Annotated in this window: 14 protein-coding genes; 6 read left to right on the forward strand and 8 right to left on the reverse strand. The window is 43.1% G+C overall.

Translation table 11 applies throughout. The features are described from left to right. Positions 1-16: 16 nt before the first annotated feature. From L0P88_RS14470 to gcvP, 3 genes are all read right to left on the reverse strand, one after another. Positions 17-565: a methyltransferase gene (locus L0P88_RS14470; RefSeq protein ID WP_247130624.1), complete on the reverse strand. Its 549-nt coding sequence runs from the start codon at positions 563-565 to the stop codon at positions 17-19. Between the two features lie 44 nt (positions 566-609). After that, positions 610-1,668 carry a 3-oxoacyl-ACP synthase III family protein gene (locus L0P88_RS14475; RefSeq protein WP_247130625.1) on the reverse strand — a complete coding sequence of 353 codons (1,059 nt, stop codon included), beginning with the start codon at positions 1,666-1,668 and terminating at the stop codon, positions 610-612. Positions 1,669-1,831: 163 nt separating this feature from the next. Then, on the reverse strand, positions 1,832-4,684 hold the full coding sequence (gcvP, locus tag L0P88_RS14480) for an aminomethyl-transferring glycine dehydrogenase (RefSeq protein WP_247130626.1): 2,853 nt from the start codon (positions 4,682-4,684) through the stop codon (positions 1,832-1,834). Between the two features lie 128 nt (positions 4,685-4,812). Between gcvP and L0P88_RS14485 the strand changes: the two genes are divergently transcribed. Then, positions 4,813-5,637 carry a hypothetical protein gene (locus tag L0P88_RS14485; protein WP_247130627.1) on the forward strand — a complete coding sequence of 275 codons (825 nt, stop codon included), beginning with the start codon at positions 4,813-4,815 and terminating at the stop codon, positions 5,635-5,637. Here L0P88_RS14485 and L0P88_RS14490 read toward each other — a convergent pair. The 5 genes from L0P88_RS14490 to L0P88_RS14510 form a co-directional block, all read right to left on the reverse strand. Continuing rightward, a complete protein-coding gene (locus L0P88_RS14490) occupies positions 5,634-5,864 on the reverse strand; it encodes a hypothetical protein (protein WP_158779610.1) in 231 nt (76 codons plus the stop codon). The two genes, L0P88_RS14485 and L0P88_RS14490, sit on opposite strands and share 4 nt — an antisense overlap. 4 nt (positions 5,865-5,868) lie before the next feature. Next, the gene (locus L0P88_RS14495) at positions 5,869-6,420 is read right to left on the reverse strand and encodes a sigma-70 family RNA polymerase sigma factor (RefSeq protein ID WP_247130628.1); all 552 of its coding nucleotides are present in this window, start codon (positions 6,418-6,420) and stop codon (positions 5,869-5,871) included. A gap of 277 nt (positions 6,421-6,697) precedes the next feature. Next, the gene (locus L0P88_RS14500; protein WP_247130629.1) at positions 6,698-8,722 is read right to left on the reverse strand and encodes a M3 family metallopeptidase; all 2,025 of its coding nucleotides are present in this window, start codon (positions 8,720-8,722) and stop codon (positions 6,698-6,700) included. Between the two features lie 208 nt (positions 8,723-8,930). Further along, positions 8,931-9,422 carry a 5-(carboxyamino)imidazole ribonucleotide mutase gene (gene purE, locus L0P88_RS14505; RefSeq protein WP_247130630.1) on the reverse strand — a complete coding sequence of 164 codons (492 nt, stop codon included), beginning with the start codon at positions 9,420-9,422 and terminating at the stop codon, positions 8,931-8,933. Then, entirely contained in the window at positions 9,419-10,573 is a 1,155-nt protein-coding gene (locus L0P88_RS14510; RefSeq protein WP_247130631.1) for a 5-(carboxyamino)imidazole ribonucleotide synthase, read from the reverse strand. The genes purE and L0P88_RS14510 overlap by 4 nt, the downstream gene beginning before the upstream one ends. A 112-nt stretch (positions 10,574-10,685) precedes the next feature. On the opposite strand from L0P88_RS14510, the gene L0P88_RS14515 reads away from it, so the two are divergent. The 5 genes from L0P88_RS14515 to L0P88_RS14535 all read left to right on the forward strand — a co-directional run bounded on the left by L0P88_RS14515 (position 10,686) and on the right by L0P88_RS14535 (position 16,403). After that, on the forward strand, positions 10,686-11,792 hold the full coding sequence (locus L0P88_RS14515) for an adenylate kinase (RefSeq protein ID WP_247130632.1): 1,107 nt from the start codon (positions 10,686-10,688) through the stop codon (positions 11,790-11,792). Between the two features lie 2 nt (positions 11,793-11,794). Continuing rightward, positions 11,795-12,355, forward strand: coding sequence for a hypothetical protein (locus L0P88_RS14520; protein WP_247130633.1), 561 nt, complete (start codon positions 11,795-11,797; stop codon positions 12,353-12,355). Then, entirely contained in the window at positions 12,352-13,353 is a 1,002-nt protein-coding gene (obgE, locus tag L0P88_RS14525) for a GTPase ObgE (protein WP_247130634.1), read from the forward strand. The genes L0P88_RS14520 and obgE overlap by 4 nt, the downstream gene beginning before the upstream one ends. Before the next feature lie 60 nt (positions 13,354-13,413). Continuing rightward, positions 13,414-13,935, forward strand: coding sequence for a DUF4136 domain-containing protein (locus L0P88_RS14530; protein ID WP_247130636.1), 522 nt, complete (start codon positions 13,414-13,416; stop codon positions 13,933-13,935). 167 nt (positions 13,936-14,102) lie between these two features. Further along, positions 14,103-16,403 (forward strand): alpha/beta hydrolase family protein, encoded by a 2,301-nt coding sequence (locus tag L0P88_RS14535; protein ID WP_247130637.1) that lies wholly within the window; start codon positions 14,103-14,105, stop codon positions 16,401-16,403. Positions 16,404-16,615: the final 212 nt, after the last annotated feature.

Here is a 16,615-nt window from a genome sequence, read left to right on the forward strand (position 1 = left end):
CCATTTTTGCCTTTTGTTATGGGGAGTTTGGGTTTTGGAATTTGCTACTCCGTTCCGCATAAACAATATAATATCGATTGGTAAACCATCGTAATAACGGTCGTAGCCCAATTTTTTTTGTAGGATTTGTCCATTTAAGGGAATCCTTTATTTCCCAACCCGCTTTCTCCAGGAGCCAATTGAATTGCCAGTCCTCGAATTCATGGTAGTGTCGGTCCCAAGGATCGGTTTTACTGCGATATGCGGAAGCAAACCACAAACGCATGGGGATGCTCGCCACAAGTTTATTGGCCTTAATGTGGGTCAACACATTATAAGGGGCAACCAAATGTTCAAAGATTTCAAAGGCCGTAACCACATTCACTTTTGAATATTTCTCAAAGGAAAAATCATTGTCCAGGTCTTCACCTTTCGTATTCCGCACATCAAAACCTTCATTCCGCATGATTTTGGAAAATGGGTTGTCCACACCCAAATCCAAAATAGCCTCTTCCGTGGAAATGTGTTTTTTGAGAAACGCTAGGGTAAGACGATAACGTTTATGGGGATATTTGCCTTCATACATGGTTCAAAAATCCAATTCTAAAAGACAATTACCAAATTAAATTACTAAACCTCGTAGACTATGGCATTAATATTCATTCCCGCACCAACGCTTGCAAAGAGCACGATATCCCCTTTTTCAATGGAATGGTCCTGGAGCAAACCTCTTTTGACCCGATCGAACAACGTAGGAATTGTGGCAACGGAACTATTGCCCGTTTCCTGGATAATCATGGGCATAATACCAACAGGAGGTGTTTTTTTGTACAGGCGATAAAATCGTTTGATAATGGCCTCGTCCATTTTTTCATTGGCTTGATGGATAAATATTTTTTTGATACGGTCAATGGCAACTTCACTTTTATCCAAGCATTCCTTCATGGCCTGGGGAACATGGGTACACGCAAATTCATATACCTTTCTGCCGTACATTTTAATATAACGGATATTGGGGCAACTATCCGGATGATAGCTTTTATCAAAAAACAGGTGATAGGCTTCCCCATTGGCGTGGGTCTGACTGGCATGTCCCAGGATCCTTCCTTGACCTTTGGTTTTTTGGATGATGGCAGCGCCAGCACCATCTGCATAAATCATGCTGTCCCGGTCATTGGGATCGATTATTCTGGAAAGGGTTTCGCCGCCAATGACCAAACAGGTATTGCCCATGCCGCTCTGAATGAAGGCCTTGGCCTGTATAACGGCTTCTAGCCAACCGGGACATCCAAAAATCATATCATAAGCTACGCAGGAGCTGTTTTTAATTTGAAGCAAGTGTTTGACGCGTGTTGCCAGACTGGGGAGGGTATCACTTTGGACTTTTCCCTTGGTCAAATCACCAAAATTATGGGCAAAAATGATGTAGTCAATTTGCTCTTTGTCAATCTGTGCATCATCAATTGCCTTTTCTGCCGCCAAAAAGCCTAAATCCGAAGTTTTATGCTCGTCCTCGGCATAACGTCTTTCCACAATCCCTGTGATTGCGGTAAACTTTTCTATAATGGTATCATTCCCATATTGTATCGCCGTACCATCCCTTTCCAAAAAATCATGTTCAAGGAATTCCTCGTTTTTTGTCACAATGGAAGGTAGATAGCTTCCGGTTCCAGTAATTGCAATTTCCATAATACCCAAATTCTGGTTACAAGGTAACGGTTGAACCAACCATTAATATGCATGCATAATAAATTGCCCGATGTCCAACAGCTTTGAATTCGATTCCCAAAGCAATAAAAAACCCATTCTCCAACTGAGTGAATGGGTTTAAAGTAGTGTTTATAAGTGTTTCCTATACTTCGGCATATTCTTCAATTGCAGGACAGGTACAGATTAAATTACGATCGCCAAAAGCCTCATCCGTTCGTCTTACGGAAGGCCAGAACTTGTTTTCGGCAACATAATCCAATGGAAAGGCCGCTTTCTTCCTGGAATACGTAAAGTTCCAATCATCCGAGGTTACCATTGCCAGCGTATGGGGTGCATTTTTGAGCACATTGTTTGGATTGTCAATGGATACTTCATCAATTTCCTTTTTTATACTGATCATGGCGTCACAAAATCGATCAAGTTCGGCCAGCCCTTCACTTTCCGTAGGTTCTATCATCATGGTTCCCGCAACCGGAAATGAAACCGTGGGTGCGTGAAAGCCATAGTCCATTAAGCGTTTTGCAATATCGGTTACTTCAATACCATGTTCTTTAAAGGGACGACAGTCAATGATCATTTCGTGTGCGGCACGCCCATTTTCTCCCGCATAGAGCACTTCGTACGAACCGTGTAACCGTTCTTTAATATAGTTGGCATTAAGAATGGCTATTTTGGTGGCATCCGTCAATCCCCGTGCCCCCAACATTTTTATGTACCCATAGGAAATAAGGCAGGCCAAGGCACTGCCCCAGGGAGCTGCAGAAATGGCCGTTATGGCCTTTTCACCACCCGTTTTGATTATAGGATTGGAAGGGAGGAATGGTTTTAACTGTTCGGCAACACAAATAGGGCCAACCCCTGGGCCACCGCCACCATGTGGAATGGCAAAGGTTTTGTGCAGGTTCAAATGGCAGACATCTGCACCAATGGCAGCTGGATTGGTCAGTCCTACCTGTGCGTTCATATTGGCACCATCCATATACACCTGGCCACCATTATCGTGAATCAATTTCGTGATATAACGTATGGAGGACTCAAAGACGCCATGGGTAGAAGGGTAGGTAACCATTAGAGCGGCCAGATTGTCCGTATACTGATTTACTTTTTCCTCCAAGTCGATAACATCGATATTTCCTTTTTCATCTGTTTTGGTAACCACTACCTGCATTCCTGCCATAACTGCGGAAGCCGGGTTGGTACCGTGGGCCGAAGCCGGGATAATGCAAATATTCCTATGTTCCTCCCCCCGCGATCGATGGTATGCCCTTATGGTCATAAGCCCTGCATATTCACCTTGTGCCCCAGAATTGGGTTGAAGCGAAGTTGCAGCAAAACCAGTGATGATATTTAGTTGTTCTTCAAGTTCTTTGATGACCACATGGTAACCTTCGGCCTGGTCAATTGGCGCATAAGGATGGATATTCCCCCAATTGGCCCAACTCAAAGGAAGCATTTCGGAGGCGGCGTTCAATTTCATGGTACAACTGCCAAGGGAAATCATACTGTGGTTCAAGGCCAAATCCTTGCGCTCCAGTTTTTTGATGTATCGCATCAACTCGGTTTCCGAGTGGTAGGAATTAAAGGTTTCATGTGTTAAAAAAGTACCCTTCCGGACGAGTTCGGCAGGAATGACCTGTCCCTCATGTTCCATGATTCGTACATCGTGGTCCTGGGCCTTCGACTCAGCAAAACAGTCCACCAAGGGATGGATATCCTTTTCAGTAAATGCCTCATTCAATGCTATGGAAATGGTCTCATGGTCAATATAGTTAAAATTGATACCCCTGGATTCCGCAATGGCACGAATGGCATTGAGGTTGTCCACTTTAAATTGTATGGTATCAAAATAAACATCGTTCAATTGTTCAAATCCATAAGCAGAAATACTTTGGGCAATGGTTTTAGTGTACTTGTGGATTCTATGGGCAATGTTCATTAATCCTTTGGGACCATGGTAGACGGCGTACATACCTGCCATAACGGCCAGCAATACTTGTGCCGTACAAATATTGGATGTGGCCTTATCCCTCTTAATGTGCTGTTCCCTGGTCTGTAAAGCCATTCGCAAGGCCGGATTGCCATCCGTATCTCTGGTAAGGCCAATGATACGACCGGGAATATGTCTTTTATAGGCCTCTTTTGTGGCAAAGAAAGCCGCATGCGGACCACCATAACCCAGGGGTATCCCAAAACGTTGTGTGGTACCCACAACAACATCAACACCCCATTCCCCGGGTGGTGTCAACATTACCAAACTCAAGATATCCGCCGCTACGGCCACTTTGATGTCATTGTCCTGTGCTTTTTTTACAAAACCGGAATAGTCATGAACCTGACCGTATTTACCGGGATACTGCAGCAATGCCCCGAAATAGTCCGGAGTAAGATCAAACTCTTGATGGTCTCCAATGACAAGTTCTATATTGAGCGGTGCCGACCGTGTTTCCAACAAACTCAAGGTCTGTGGCAGGACTTCCTCGGAGACAAAAAACTTCAGTACGTTGTGCTTCTTTTGCTGTCTTGACCTTACATCAAAAAGCATGGTCATTGCTTCTGCAGCGGCCGTACTCTCGTCCAGTAAGGAAGCATTGGCAATTTCCATACCTGTCAAATCCGTAACAACGGTTTGAAAATTGAGAAGGGCCTCCAACCGCCCTTGTGCGATTTCTGCTTGGTATGGGGTATATGCCGTATACCAGCCAGGATTCTCCAAAATATTTCGCTTTATGACGGAAGGGGTCATACTTTCGTGATATCCCAAACCAATGTAGGATTTGAATATGCGATTTTTTTTGGACAGGGCCTCAATAAGGTTTAGAAACTCAGGTTCACTCAAGGCTTCTGGAAGATTTAAGTTTTCCTTCAATAAAATATCCGAAGGAATGGCCTGCTCAATCAATTCATCCAATGATTCCACTCCAACGATTTCGAGCATTTTTTTGAGGTCTTCCTCCCTTACGCCTATATGGCGGATTGCAAAAGATTCCGTGTTCATTAGCTATGAAAAATAAAGTGCCCAAAATTAGGGAATAATTCCCTGAAATGGCCCAAATTACAGCGGGTGTTCCATCAAAGTTTTTAACTTAAAGTTAATCTAATGGTGTAGCATATTACATTTGTTGAATGTTGATTTTTAGGAGATTATTCCGATTTTATATCAATGCCAGTATACATGTGGCCTTGGCCGTCATTTCCCTATATGCCCTAAATGCCCAAAACTTAAACATTTCAATCAATGTCCACGTAACGGGTTTTCTTTTTTTTGCCACTATTGTTTGTTATAATTTTGTGAAATACGAGGTGGAAGCGGATAAATACCTCGTTGTTGCAAAACCCTCACATAAACCCATTCAGGTTTTAAGTTTTTTGGCCTTTGGGATTTCCTTATACTTCCTTTTTCTATTGCCCCTACAACTTTGGATCGTTATTGGAATTTTAACGGTTATTTCTGCACTTTACGCCATCCCCTTTCTTCCGAGTTCAAGGAATTTGAGGAGTCTAGGCGGGCTTAAGGTTTTTTTGGTTGCCTTGGTTTGGGTAGGTTTTACCGTGGTGCTTCCGGCGGCTGAACATCAACTTGGGTTTTCTGAACAAGTTTTGTTGCTCGGAATTCAGAATTTTGTATTGATATTAATATTGATTTTGCCTTTTGAAATAAGGGACCTGGAATATGACAAACCGGAATTAAGAACATTGCCCCAACGCTTTGGGGTATCAAATTCAAAATATATTGGATATGTTTTATGTTTGTCTTATTTGGGTCTAAGATTGATAAGTGATGGGTGGGATTCAAAGCGTATGATGTATAGTTTAGCCGTCTTTGGTCTATTGGTTGCCGCGCTATATTTCACCAAAGAAGGCCAATCCAAATACTATACCTCTTTTTGGATTGAGGGGATTCCAATTTTTTTGCTACTGGTTGATAGCACTATGGATAAGTTGATCTAACTGTTCTCCTCGAGCACTTTTTTTAATTGCTCTTTGTCTTTTTCAGAAAGGGTTTGAAGATTGGCATGTTCACATAAAGACGTAAGCTTGGTGTTCTTTGCGGAAAACTGGGCCAGCTCCTTACTAAAGAATAGATACACCTTAAGTTGCAGTATTTCCCACCAAGTGGCTTCTCCATATTGACTTTTGGTGCAAATTTCCTTTGCCTTTTCACGAGATATTTTCATACGTCTAAAACCAATTTTCATTCATACACCCCATAAGGGCAGTCCTTGCTCTGTGTATCATCACCCATAGATTGGACGGATTAATTCCCAATTCATTACAGATGTCTTCAGTACTCATGCCTTGGATGGTTTTCATGCTAAACACGGTAGCCTGTTTTTTGGGCAATTTGGAAAGGCAATCCTGTATGGCCATTCCTAATTCCTCATTTTCGATGGAGTCGTCGCCCCCTTTGCTAAAAGGGTCGGCAACGCGCTCTTCCAACCAATCACCTTCGCCTTCGTCGGAGGAATAATTAATCCTTACTTCCGCCTTTCCTTTTTTTGAATTTATTTTTCGGTAATGGTCAATTACCTTGCGCTTTAAAATAGCAATTAACCATGTTCTTTCGGCAGCATCGCCCTTATAATTCTTGGCCGATTTTAATCCGGCTATGAACGTATCCTGAACCAGATCCTTGGCCAATTCGGAATCACTTACCCTGGCTATTGCGTAGTTAAAGAGGTAATCGGCATAAAGATCGACCCAATTTTCAGGATGTAACTGATGGACTGGCATTGTATTATTTAGAGACATCAAAAGTAGTAGATTTTGGTTAATGATTCTTGTTATATTCCGTACAAATGAGCGAGAAAGAAATCACAAGAAGTTCACGGTCACAAACTTTGGGGATCTATTAACAAACCGACCGCAATCACATTACAATAAAGTTTCAATAGTTTGAAAAAAGTAACGTGCAGAAACAATGCCTATGGACGTTAAAGACAAATCAATAGGTGCAATGCCCTGGATTTCCCGGACAAACCACAACCAAATTGTTGGCTAAATAGTTGGTTCAATCAGCTTTTAACAAACCTGCGCGTTCCAACAAGGCTTCCAATTGCGGTTCCTGCCCCCTAAAACGTTTGTAAAGCGCCATGGGATTTTCCGTACCCCCTTTTGAGAGTACGTGGTCCTTGAACTTTTTAGCGATTTCAGGATTGAAGATACCATGCTCCTTAAAGTAGGCAAAGGCATCGGCATCCAGTACTTCGGCCCATTTGTAGCTGTAATATCCAGACGAATAGCCCCCTTGGAAAATATGGGAAAATGCGGTGCTCATACAGGTCTCTGGAGTATCTGGATACAATTGGGTGCCCTCAAATGCCTTACTTTCAAATTCCTTCACATTTTTGATGTCCGATGGATCCTGACTATGCCATGCCATGTCCAACAACCCAAAACTAAGTTGGCGTAAGGTCTGCATGCCTTCTTGAAAAGTGGCGGACTCCTTTATTTTTTGGACCAGTTCCATAGGGATCGACCCTCCTGTTTCATAATGGTGGGCAAACAGTTCCAAGGCCTCCTTTTCATAACACCAATTTTCCATCACTTGACTGGGCAACTCCACAAAATCCCAATACACCGATGTCCCCGAAAGGCTTGGATATGTGGTATTGGCGAGCATACCGTGAAGGGCATGGCCAAATTCATGGAACAATGTGGTCACCTCACTAAAAGTGAGTAGGGAAGGTTTGCTTTCGGTAGATGGGGTAAAATTGCAAACATTGGACACATGTGGGCGCACATTTTTCCCATTTTTTCGGAATTGTGATTTAAAGGATGTCATCCAAGCCCCACCACGTTTTCCCGGTCTGGGATGAAAGTCCGCATAGAACAATGACACAAAGTTTTGGTCAGCGTCATAGACCTCAAAGGTTTTTACCTCCTCGTGGTACGTATCAATATGGGAAACTTCCTTAAAAGTGAGTCCAAACAGCTTTTCGGCAACTTTAAACACACCGTTGATGACATTTTCCAGTTTAAAATAGGGTTTAAGCCGTTCATCATCCAGGTTGAAAAGCTTTTGTTTCAGCTTTTCCGAATAGTAGGCCCCATCCCATTTTTGAATGTCCTCAATACCGTCCATCTCCTTTGCAAAGGCCCTTAATTTCTGAAACTCTTTTTGTGCTGCCGGCCTCGCTTTTTCCAGAAGTTCGGTAAGAAAGTCCATCACCCTTTTCGGGGAATTGGCCATGCGTTCTTCGAGCACATAGTGCGCATGGGTCTTATATCCAAGTAAATTGGCCCTTTCATGCCGGAGATTGGTAATCTTAAGTACATTTTCCTGATTGTCCAATTCATCACCATGAAACCCCTTACTACCAAAGGCAAGGGACAACTTTTTTCGAAGTTCCCTGTTTTTGGCATACTTCATAAAGGGAATGTAGCTGGGGTATTGCAGTGTAATGATCCATCCATCCTTTTTTTTGCTTTTTGCCAATTGGGAAGCGGCTTCTTTTGCACTTTCAGGAAGCCCTTGAACATCGGTCTCTTTGGTCAAGTGCAGCTCATACGCATTGGTCTCAGCCAGAACGTTTTCTCCAAATTTTAACTTGAGTTTAGCCAATTCCGCGTCTATTTCCCGAAGTCTGGTTTTCTTTTCTGGTGGAAGATTGGCACCATTTCTACTGAAACTTTTATAGCGTTTTTCCAAAAGTGTCCTTTGTTCTTTATCCAGTTTTAGGTTTTCCCTTTCCCCAAAGACGGATTTAACCCTTTGGAACAAACCTTCATTCAGGGTAATGTCATTACTGAACTCTGAAAGTAATGGGGATACCTCTTGGGCGATTTTTTGGATTTCATCGTTGGTTTCGGCAGAATTCAAATTAAAAAACACACTGGAGACCCTATCCAATTGATATCCGGAATAGTCCAGGGCCTCTATGGTGTTTTCAAAAGTTGGAGGTTCGGGATTGTCAACAATGGTATCAATTTCACTCCTTGTCTTTTCAATGGCCTTCAGAAAGGCGGGTTTAAAGTGCGCGTTTTTGATTTTTGAAAAAGGGGCCGTATCAAAGGGTTGAAGTAATGGATTCATTGAAGTTTCTATTGAGTGGGACATAACCTGGGGTTTCGTTTGATGTTAAAGGTTAAAGGTTAAAGGTTAAGGGCTAAGGGCTAAGGGTTAAGGGTTAAGGGCTAAGGGCTAAGGGTTAAGGGCTAAGGGCTAAGGGTTAAGGGCTAAGGGCTAAGGGTTAAGGGTGTCGTCCATTTTAGGTTTATGGCGAAACCTTGTTTCCCATTCGTTATTTTTTGGTTTGCACTTCTTTTGCACCGGCGATCACCTTTTGTTTCAATCCTTCTTTGTACACCTCAACTTTATCTCGGACACATTTGTCCGAACTTCCAATAATCTGAGCTGCTAAAATCCCCGCATTTTTTGCACCGTTAAGGGCTACGGTCGCCACGGGTACGCCACCGGGCATTTGGAGTATGGACAATACGGAGTCCCATCCGTCAATTGAATTGGAGCTTTTTACGGGAACACCAATCACTGGTAAGGGGGAAAGGGAGGCCACCATACCCGGTAAATGTGCTGCGCCACCAGCACCCGCAATAATGACCGAATATCCGTTTTTGTGGGCATTTTTACCAAATTCGAATAACTTTTCAGGGGTGCGGTGGGCCGATACAATATCTACATCCACTTCAATATCAAATCCTTTTAGAATATCTACGGCATCCTGCATGACCGGAAGGTCACTGGTGCTACCCATAATAACGGCTACTTTGCTCATTTACTGATAACTTTTATTTTGTCCTTTACTTGTTGGGCAATCTCCCTGGCACGTTCAATATTTTCGTGAACTATGGTTACATGTCCCATTTTTCGGAAGGGCCTTGTCTGCTTTTTTCCATAAATATGGGGGGTTACCCCCCTTTTGCCAAGTATGTCCTTAATATGTTCATAAACAACATCACCACTATGCCCTTCCGCACCTACCAGATTGACCATGACCCCGGCAACTTTACTGTCCGTTTTACCTAAGGGAAGCCCCAAAATACAGCGTAAATGTTGTTCAAACTGGTTGGTATAGCTGGCTTCTATACTATAATGGCCACTATTATGGGGTCTTGGGGCCACTTCATTGACCAAAATTTCATCCTCATGGGTTTGGAAGAGTTCTACGGCCAAGAGTCCTACATGGTCAAAACTCTCGGATACTTTCAGGGCCACTTCCTGTGCTCTTTTGGCAACGGTTTCATCAATTCGTGCCGGGCAGAGAACATATTCCACCTGGTTCGCCTCTGGATGGAATTCCATTTCCACAACGGGATAGGTTTTGGTTTCCCCCTGGGCATTTCGAGCTACAATAACGGCCAGTTCATTTTTAAAGTTCACGAATTGTTCAGCAATGCATTCCACATTGGGCAAACCTTTCAAATCCTCGATTTCTCGAATGATCTTTACCCCCTGTCCATCATAGCCAAACTGTGCACTTTTCCATACAAAGGGCAATTGCAGTCCGCCATGGGCTATACTCTCCTTAATTTCGGAAGTATAGGCAAATCGGGAAAAATCCGAAGTGGGGATGTCATGGTCGCGATAGCTCAACTTTTGCTTCGCTTTATTCTGTATGGTCCGCAATACCTTGGACTGTGGATAGACCGTAACCCCTTCCGCCTCCAATTTTTCCAGAGCGTCCACATTTACGTTTTCAATCTCGATCGTAAGTACGCCCACATCCTTTCCAAAGTTGAAAACGGCATCTTCATCCAATAGATTTCCCTGTACAAAATCATTACAGGCTATTTTGCAAGGTGCTTCTGGCGAAAGATCCATTACCTTGGTAAAAACGTCCCATTTGCGGGTTTCATAGAGCAACATTTTGCCCAATTGTCCTCCACCCAGTATTCCTAATTTAAAATCCGATGAGAAATAATCCATATCGCAATTGAAATGGGGACAAAAATACGCGGAATTCGTGATTCCATTGGAATTGGACCTGTAAAACACATCCTAAAACACTATCTTAGCGCCCCTCGTTTAAAGGATTTCGGTGATAAAGTTACATGATAAATATTTCGAGCCATTTTTAAATGAAGCTGAAATCAAAGCTGCTGTTAAAAAGATAGCACAGGAGATTGCTGCGGATTACAAGAATGAAGTGCCAATTTTTGTTGGTGTACTCAACGGGGCCTTTATGTTCGTTTCGGATCTCTTAAAAGAATATCCCCATCCTTGTGAGGTAACTTTTGTGAAATTGAGTTCCTACCACGGGTTGACCTCCACCGGCATTGTGGAAACCCTATTGGATGTTTCCGAAGATATTGAAGGGCGCAGTATCATTATCTTGGAAGACATCATTGACACGGGCAGGACATTACAAAAGTTAGTGCATTTGTTTTCGAAAACCCATGTAAAGGAATTTAAGATTGCCTCACTTTTTTATAAGTCCGAAATCTATAATGGGGAATATACCATTGATTATGTAGGGCTTGAAATACCCACTAAATTCATTGTAGGCTACGGACTTGACTATAATGAGCTTGGAAGGAATTTAAAGGAAGTTTATCAATTAAACCAGACCAATATGATTAACCTAGTTCTTTTTGGAAAACCAGGAGCTGGAAAAGGGACCCAGGCGGGATTCCTAAAGGAAAAATACAATTTGAAGCATATTTCCACAGGAGATGTGTTTCGCTACAATATCAAGAATGGCACGGAGCTGGGCAAATTGGCCAAATCCTATATCGATGATGGTGATCTGGTGCCGGATGAGGTGACCATAAAAATGTTGCAGGACGAAGTAGAGAAGAACCAGGATGCGGCAGGGTTTATTTTTGATGGATTCCCACGAACAACGGCCCAGGCCCAGGCCTTGGACAATTTTTTAGAGAGCAAGGACATGCAGGTAAATGCCACTATTGCCTTGGAAGCGGATGATGAGATTTTAATACAGCGGCTGTTGGAAAGAGGAAAGGAAAGCGGCCGCAGTGATGACCAGGACGAAAACAAAATCCGTAACCGTTTTGATGAATACAACGAAAAGACGGCCCCGCTAAAGGACTACTATCAAAATCAGGGCAAGTTCCACTCCGTCAATGGAATTGGTGGTATAGCCGAAATTACCGAGCGATTGGGCAAGGTAATCGATGAATTGTAGGAGTGGCTCGAATCTTTCCATTGGTATTCTGCCTATTTCTTTGTTTTTCCTGTAATCCTGAATTACAGTGGAAAGAGGATATTTTGCAAGAGGTGATTGCGTATGACGGGCAGGCCCAAGAACTCAAAGCGGAATATCCGGTAGATTCAGGTTCATCAACCGCCATTCTAATAAAGCCCTATCGAGAGGGGAATGGACTGCAAAAAACGGTTTTTCGCCACATAAGGGAAGGCTATATTTATTTTGAAAGACATATTTATTTTAAAGGGGAGCGGGTGCTTTACGCCCATTATATCGGAGTTGCCCCCAGAATAGCAAAACAGAACGGGAAAGTCTCCGGGAGTTCGGATTTTTTGTTGTTCAGCAAGCAATACTTCTTTGAACGGGAAGGAATTGGAATCAGACGTAGCCGTCAATTGATTTCCGAGCAATTTAAGCCAAAGGATTCCGTACTTCCCCTATTGAAGGAGGTAATTCCGGAGGAAACAAAAATATACCGGGAGGAGTATCTGGAGATAAACAATTACTTTAGGGAGGTAATGTCATTAGAGGAGCTGAAATGACGGAAGGTAATTTTGTTGATTATGTAAAAATCCATGTGTCCTCGGGAAACGGGGGCAAGGGGTCCACGCACCTGCGCCGCGAAAAGTTTGTGGCCATGGGTGGACCGGATGGTGGCGATGGGGGACGTGGCGGTCACATCGTCATAAAGGGCAACAAGAACCTTTGGACCTTGGTCCATTACAAGTTCAAAAGGCATTTTAAAGCGGGACATGGGGAACATGGGGGCAGACAGCGAAGTACCGGTGCCAATGGACAGGATATTTATTTGGAAGTGCCTTTGGGAACTGTGGTCCGGGATACCGATTCCAACGAGCTTCTTTTTGAAATTACCGAAGATGGCGAAGAAAAGACCGTAGCAAAAGGTGGTCTCGGTGGCCGTGGAAACTGGCATTTCAAAAGTTCGGTAAACCAGACTCCCCGTTACGCACAACCCGGTATTGAGGGACAGGTGAAAAACCTGACCCTGGAGTTGAAGGTTTTGGCCGATGTGGGCCTTGTAGGTTTTCCCAATGCCGGCAAATCCACTTTACTTTCTGTGATGACCTCCGCAAAACCCAAAATTGCAGATTATGAGTTTACTACCCTAAAGCCAAATCTGGGTATCGTGCAATATCGTGATTTTAAGAGTTTTGTCATGGCGGATATTCCCGGAATTATTGAAGGTGCTGCTGAGGGAAAAGGATTGGGCCACTATTTTTTACGGCATATAGAGCGTAATGCTACCCTGCTGTTTTTGATTCCCGCAGACAGTAAGGACATCTCCAAAGAATATGAGATCCTTTTGGACGAGCTCCGCAGGTATAATCCGGAATTATTGGATAAGCAACGGTTGGTGGCCATCTCCAAGAGCGATATGCTCGATGACGAATTGACGGAGGAAATAGATCGTTCCCTGAAGGACGATTTTAAGGATGTGGATTATCTTTTCATTTCTTCCGTATCGCAAAAAGGAATTTTGGAGTTAAAGGATAAACTCTGGATGCTTTTGAACGATTAAGTTGTTATTTTTCGCATTCTGCATTCCAACATTTTATAACTTTAAGAACAATCTTGTGACATGAAGTTTGTTCCTCTCTTATTTGTTTTGCTATTGTTCGCCGGTTGTGCTGCGGTGCAGGTCAACTATGATTATTCCAAAAGAACCGATTTTTCCAATTACGCCACCTATAATTATTTCCTTGATATGGAAACCGGCCTAAGTGAATTGGACGAGCGACGATTACTGCGGGTATTGGACTCAACACTGCAATCCAAAGGTCTTTTGCTTTCGGAAGAACCGGATATTCTTGTAAACATCATTAGTGAGGAATTTCCCGATGTGCCTCAGAATACGTTGGGAGTTGGGATAGGTGGAACCGGTGGTAATGCCGGTGGGGGTATTTCCATGGGTATTCCGGTAAGCAGCAGTTCCCGGTTACGGCGAATGATTCAGTTTGATCTTGTGGATTCCCAAAAGAATGCCCTTTTTTGGCAAGCTATTTCGGAGAGTGGTTTTAAACCCAAAAGTACGCCTTTGGAACGCGAGGAACTGCTAAGAAAAATCGTTGGAAAGGTTTTTTCAAAGTATCCCCCGGAATAGATCCCGTTTTTCCGCTTAGGGGGTCTTAATTGCCGCTCATCATTATTCGTGATTATTGTCGATTTAAGCTTCTTATTTTTGAATTTGTAACAATTTGGTGTATTTGCAAACTAATTCCATACGCTTTAAATTCATTTATAAACACTTCAAATCAAAATTCAATGAAAATGATCAAAAATCGAATCGGCAGTATTTTCCTTCTGTTCCTGGTTGGGTTATGTGCTCATGCCCAGGACATTTCAGGTTCCTGGAAGGGAAACTTATCCATACAGGGTGCGGAGATGCCCTTAATTTTTAACATAAAGAGCGAAGCCGACGCCTTAAGTGCCACCATGGACAGTCCTTCACAAGGTGCCACGGACATTCCCATGGATGAAACCAGCTTTCAAGATGGGAGCCTTACCATTTCTTTCAAGCAAGCCGGAATTAAATATGTTGGTGTTTTGGAAGGGGAAAAAATAACAGGTACCTTTTATCAAGGTGGAATGGAATTGCCCCTGGTCTTGGAGAAAACCGTAAAAACAATCCCCGGGAATCCGGAATTGGTGAGTTCCGATGAGGAATTGAATGCTCTGGGCCGCTTGGCGGAAGGGGATTATAAATACACCGTTGAGGATTATTTTGCCAAACCCAAGGCTTCAACTTTCCGATTCTCCCCGGATGGCAAATACATGTCCTATCGGGAAAAGGACGAGAATGGAAAAAGACACATTTATGTAAAGGATGTGACTTCTGGGGAGACCACCAGGGCCATAGAAGAAAAAGAGGAACTGGTTAGGGGCTATGCCTGGCTCAACAACAATCGGTTGGCCTATATTTCAGATACGGGCGGCGATGAAAATTACCATGTCTTTGCCGTTGACCTGGATGGGAGCAATCTTAAGGATTTAACCCCATTTGATGGGGTTCAGGCCCAATTTTCAAATTTATTGGACGAAGACAAAGAACATATTATTGTCAACCTTAACAAGAACAATCCCCAGGTATTTGAACCTTACAAAGTAAATGTAGTTACCGGGGAATTGACCCAGTTGTACGTAAATGACGACCCTGGCTCACCCATAATTGGATATGATTTTGACAAAAATGGAAATCTTAAGGGCTTTACCAAATTAAAGAATGGGGTTGATCAGGATTATTTCTATAAGGATTCCGAAGGCAATTTCAACGTATTGAAAAGCCTGAACTGGAAAGACACCTTTGTGGTAGTATCCTTTGATTACGCTACGGAATATGAGCATGATGCTTATGTGGTTTCCAATCTTGAAAGCGATAAGGCAAAAATCCTTCGATACGATCTAGGAAAAAATGAACCCCTGGGTGATGTATTTGCAAATGACAAATACGATGTGTCGGATATGTATCTTTCCAAAAACAGGGGGTATGAGTTGGATTATGTTAGTTATGAAGGTGAAAAGGCGGTCATTGTTCCTATTAGCAAAACCTATTCCAAGCTACATGACAGGATAACAAAAACCTTCCCGGCAAAGCAATACTCCATTGCAGATGCCACCGATGCGGAAGACAAACTTTTGATTTTTCTTCAAAGTGATAAGCTGTATGGGGAGTACCATTCCTATGATGTGGCAAAGGACGAATTTACTTTTCTGTACAACCTTATGCCCCAATTGAAGGAGGAAGATATGGCCGAAATGCGGCCAATCACCTTTACCAGTAGGGATGGTTTGACCATTCATGGATATATTACATTGCCGAAGGAAGCCCTACAAGGGGAAAAAGTACCGGTTATTGTAAATCCCCATGGAGGTCCCCAAGGTATTCGGGATTCATGGGGTTTTAATCCAGAGGCCCAATTATTTGCCAGTAGGGGGTACGCCACACTTCAAGTCAATTTTAGGATCTCCGGGGGTTACGGAAGGGAATTCTTGGAATCCGGATTTAAGCAAATTGGGAGAAAAGCCATGGATGATGTGGAGGATGGATTGAAATACGTGGTGGAACAAGGTTGGGTCGATAAGGAAAAGGCCGCAATTTATGGCGGTAGCCATGGAGGTTACGCCGTACTCAGGGGACTTACCAAAACCCCGGATCTTTACGCCTGTGGTGTTGATTACGTTGGCGTTTCCAACCTCTTCACCTTTATGGATTCCTTTCCGGAGTATTGGAAGCCCTATTTGGAAATCGTGAGGGAAATTTGGTATGATGAGACCATCCCGGAAGAAAAGGTAATTATGGAGGAAGTCTCCCCGGTATACCAGATTGGGAAGATAAAGAAACCCCTCTTTGTGGTACAGGGCGCAAATGACCCTAGGGTAAACATCAATGAATCCGATCAAATTGTGGAGGCTTTGAGGGCCAAGGGACAAGATGTACCCTATATGGTCAAATATGATGAGGGCCATGGTTTTGGTAAGGAGGAGAATTCCATAGCCTTGTACCGGGCTATGATGGGATTCTTTGCGAAGCACCTAAAGGACAAGGAGATTCCAACACCTGTGAAAGGATAGTTCAGAACAGGATTTTGAATTTCAAAAGGGGGCTTTTTGCCCCCTTTTTTTATCAAATTCCCAGTTGGTCCAAAATCAACTACCGTTCAGTCAAGTGGGTTTACCATTCGTCATAATTTTATTTCTGGCCCAATGTGACACCTATATATTTGTTGCATAATTAAAGGCGGACAGCATGATAACTATTGTAAAACTGGTAATAAGCTTGATAT

Origin of the sequence: Muricauda sp. SCSIO 64092 (genome assembly GCF_023016285.1) — a bacterium.
In the GTDB taxonomy this organism is placed as follows: Bacteria; Bacteroidota; Bacteroidia; order Flavobacteriales; family Flavobacteriaceae; genus Croceivirga.

Coding starts and splice junctions, on each gene's coding strand:
- obgE (WP_247130634.1), top strand. CDS start 12,352: ATGACGGAAGGTAATTTTGTTGATTATGTAAAAATCCATGTGTCCTCG.
- purE (WP_247130630.1), bottom strand. CDS start 9,422: ATGAGCAAAGTAGCCGTTATTATGGGTAGCACCAGTGACCTTCCGGTC.
- L0P88_RS14490 (WP_158779610.1), bottom strand. CDS start 5,864: ATGAAAATATCTCGTGAAAAGGCAAAGGAAATTTGCACCAAAAGTCAA.
- L0P88_RS14485 (WP_247130627.1), top strand. CDS start 4,813: ATGTTGATTTTTAGGAGATTATTCCGATTTTATATCAATGCCAGTATA.
- L0P88_RS14475 (WP_247130625.1), bottom strand. CDS start 1,668: ATGGAAATTGCAATTACTGGAACCGGAAGCTATCTACCTTCCATTGTG.
- L0P88_RS14500 (WP_247130629.1), bottom strand. CDS start 8,722: ATGAATCCATTACTTCAACCCTTTGATACGGCCCCTTTTTCAAAAATC.
- L0P88_RS14535 (WP_247130637.1), top strand. CDS start 14,103: ATGATCAAAAATCGAATCGGCAGTATTTTCCTTCTGTTCCTGGTTGGG.
- L0P88_RS14510 (WP_247130631.1), bottom strand. CDS start 10,573: ATGGATTATTTCTCATCGGATTTTAAATTAGGAATACTGGGTGGAGGA.
- L0P88_RS14530 (WP_247130636.1), top strand. CDS start 13,414: ATGAAGTTTGTTCCTCTCTTATTTGTTTTGCTATTGTTCGCCGGTTGT.
- L0P88_RS14470 (WP_247130624.1), bottom strand. CDS start 565: ATGTATGAAGGCAAATATCCCCATAAACGTTATCGTCTTACCCTAGCG.
- L0P88_RS14495 (WP_247130628.1), bottom strand. CDS start 6,420: ATGCCAGTCCATCAGTTACATCCTGAAAATTGGGTCGATCTTTATGCC.
- gcvP (WP_247130626.1), bottom strand. CDS start 4,684: ATGAACACGGAATCTTTTGCAATCCGCCATATAGGCGTAAGGGAGGAA.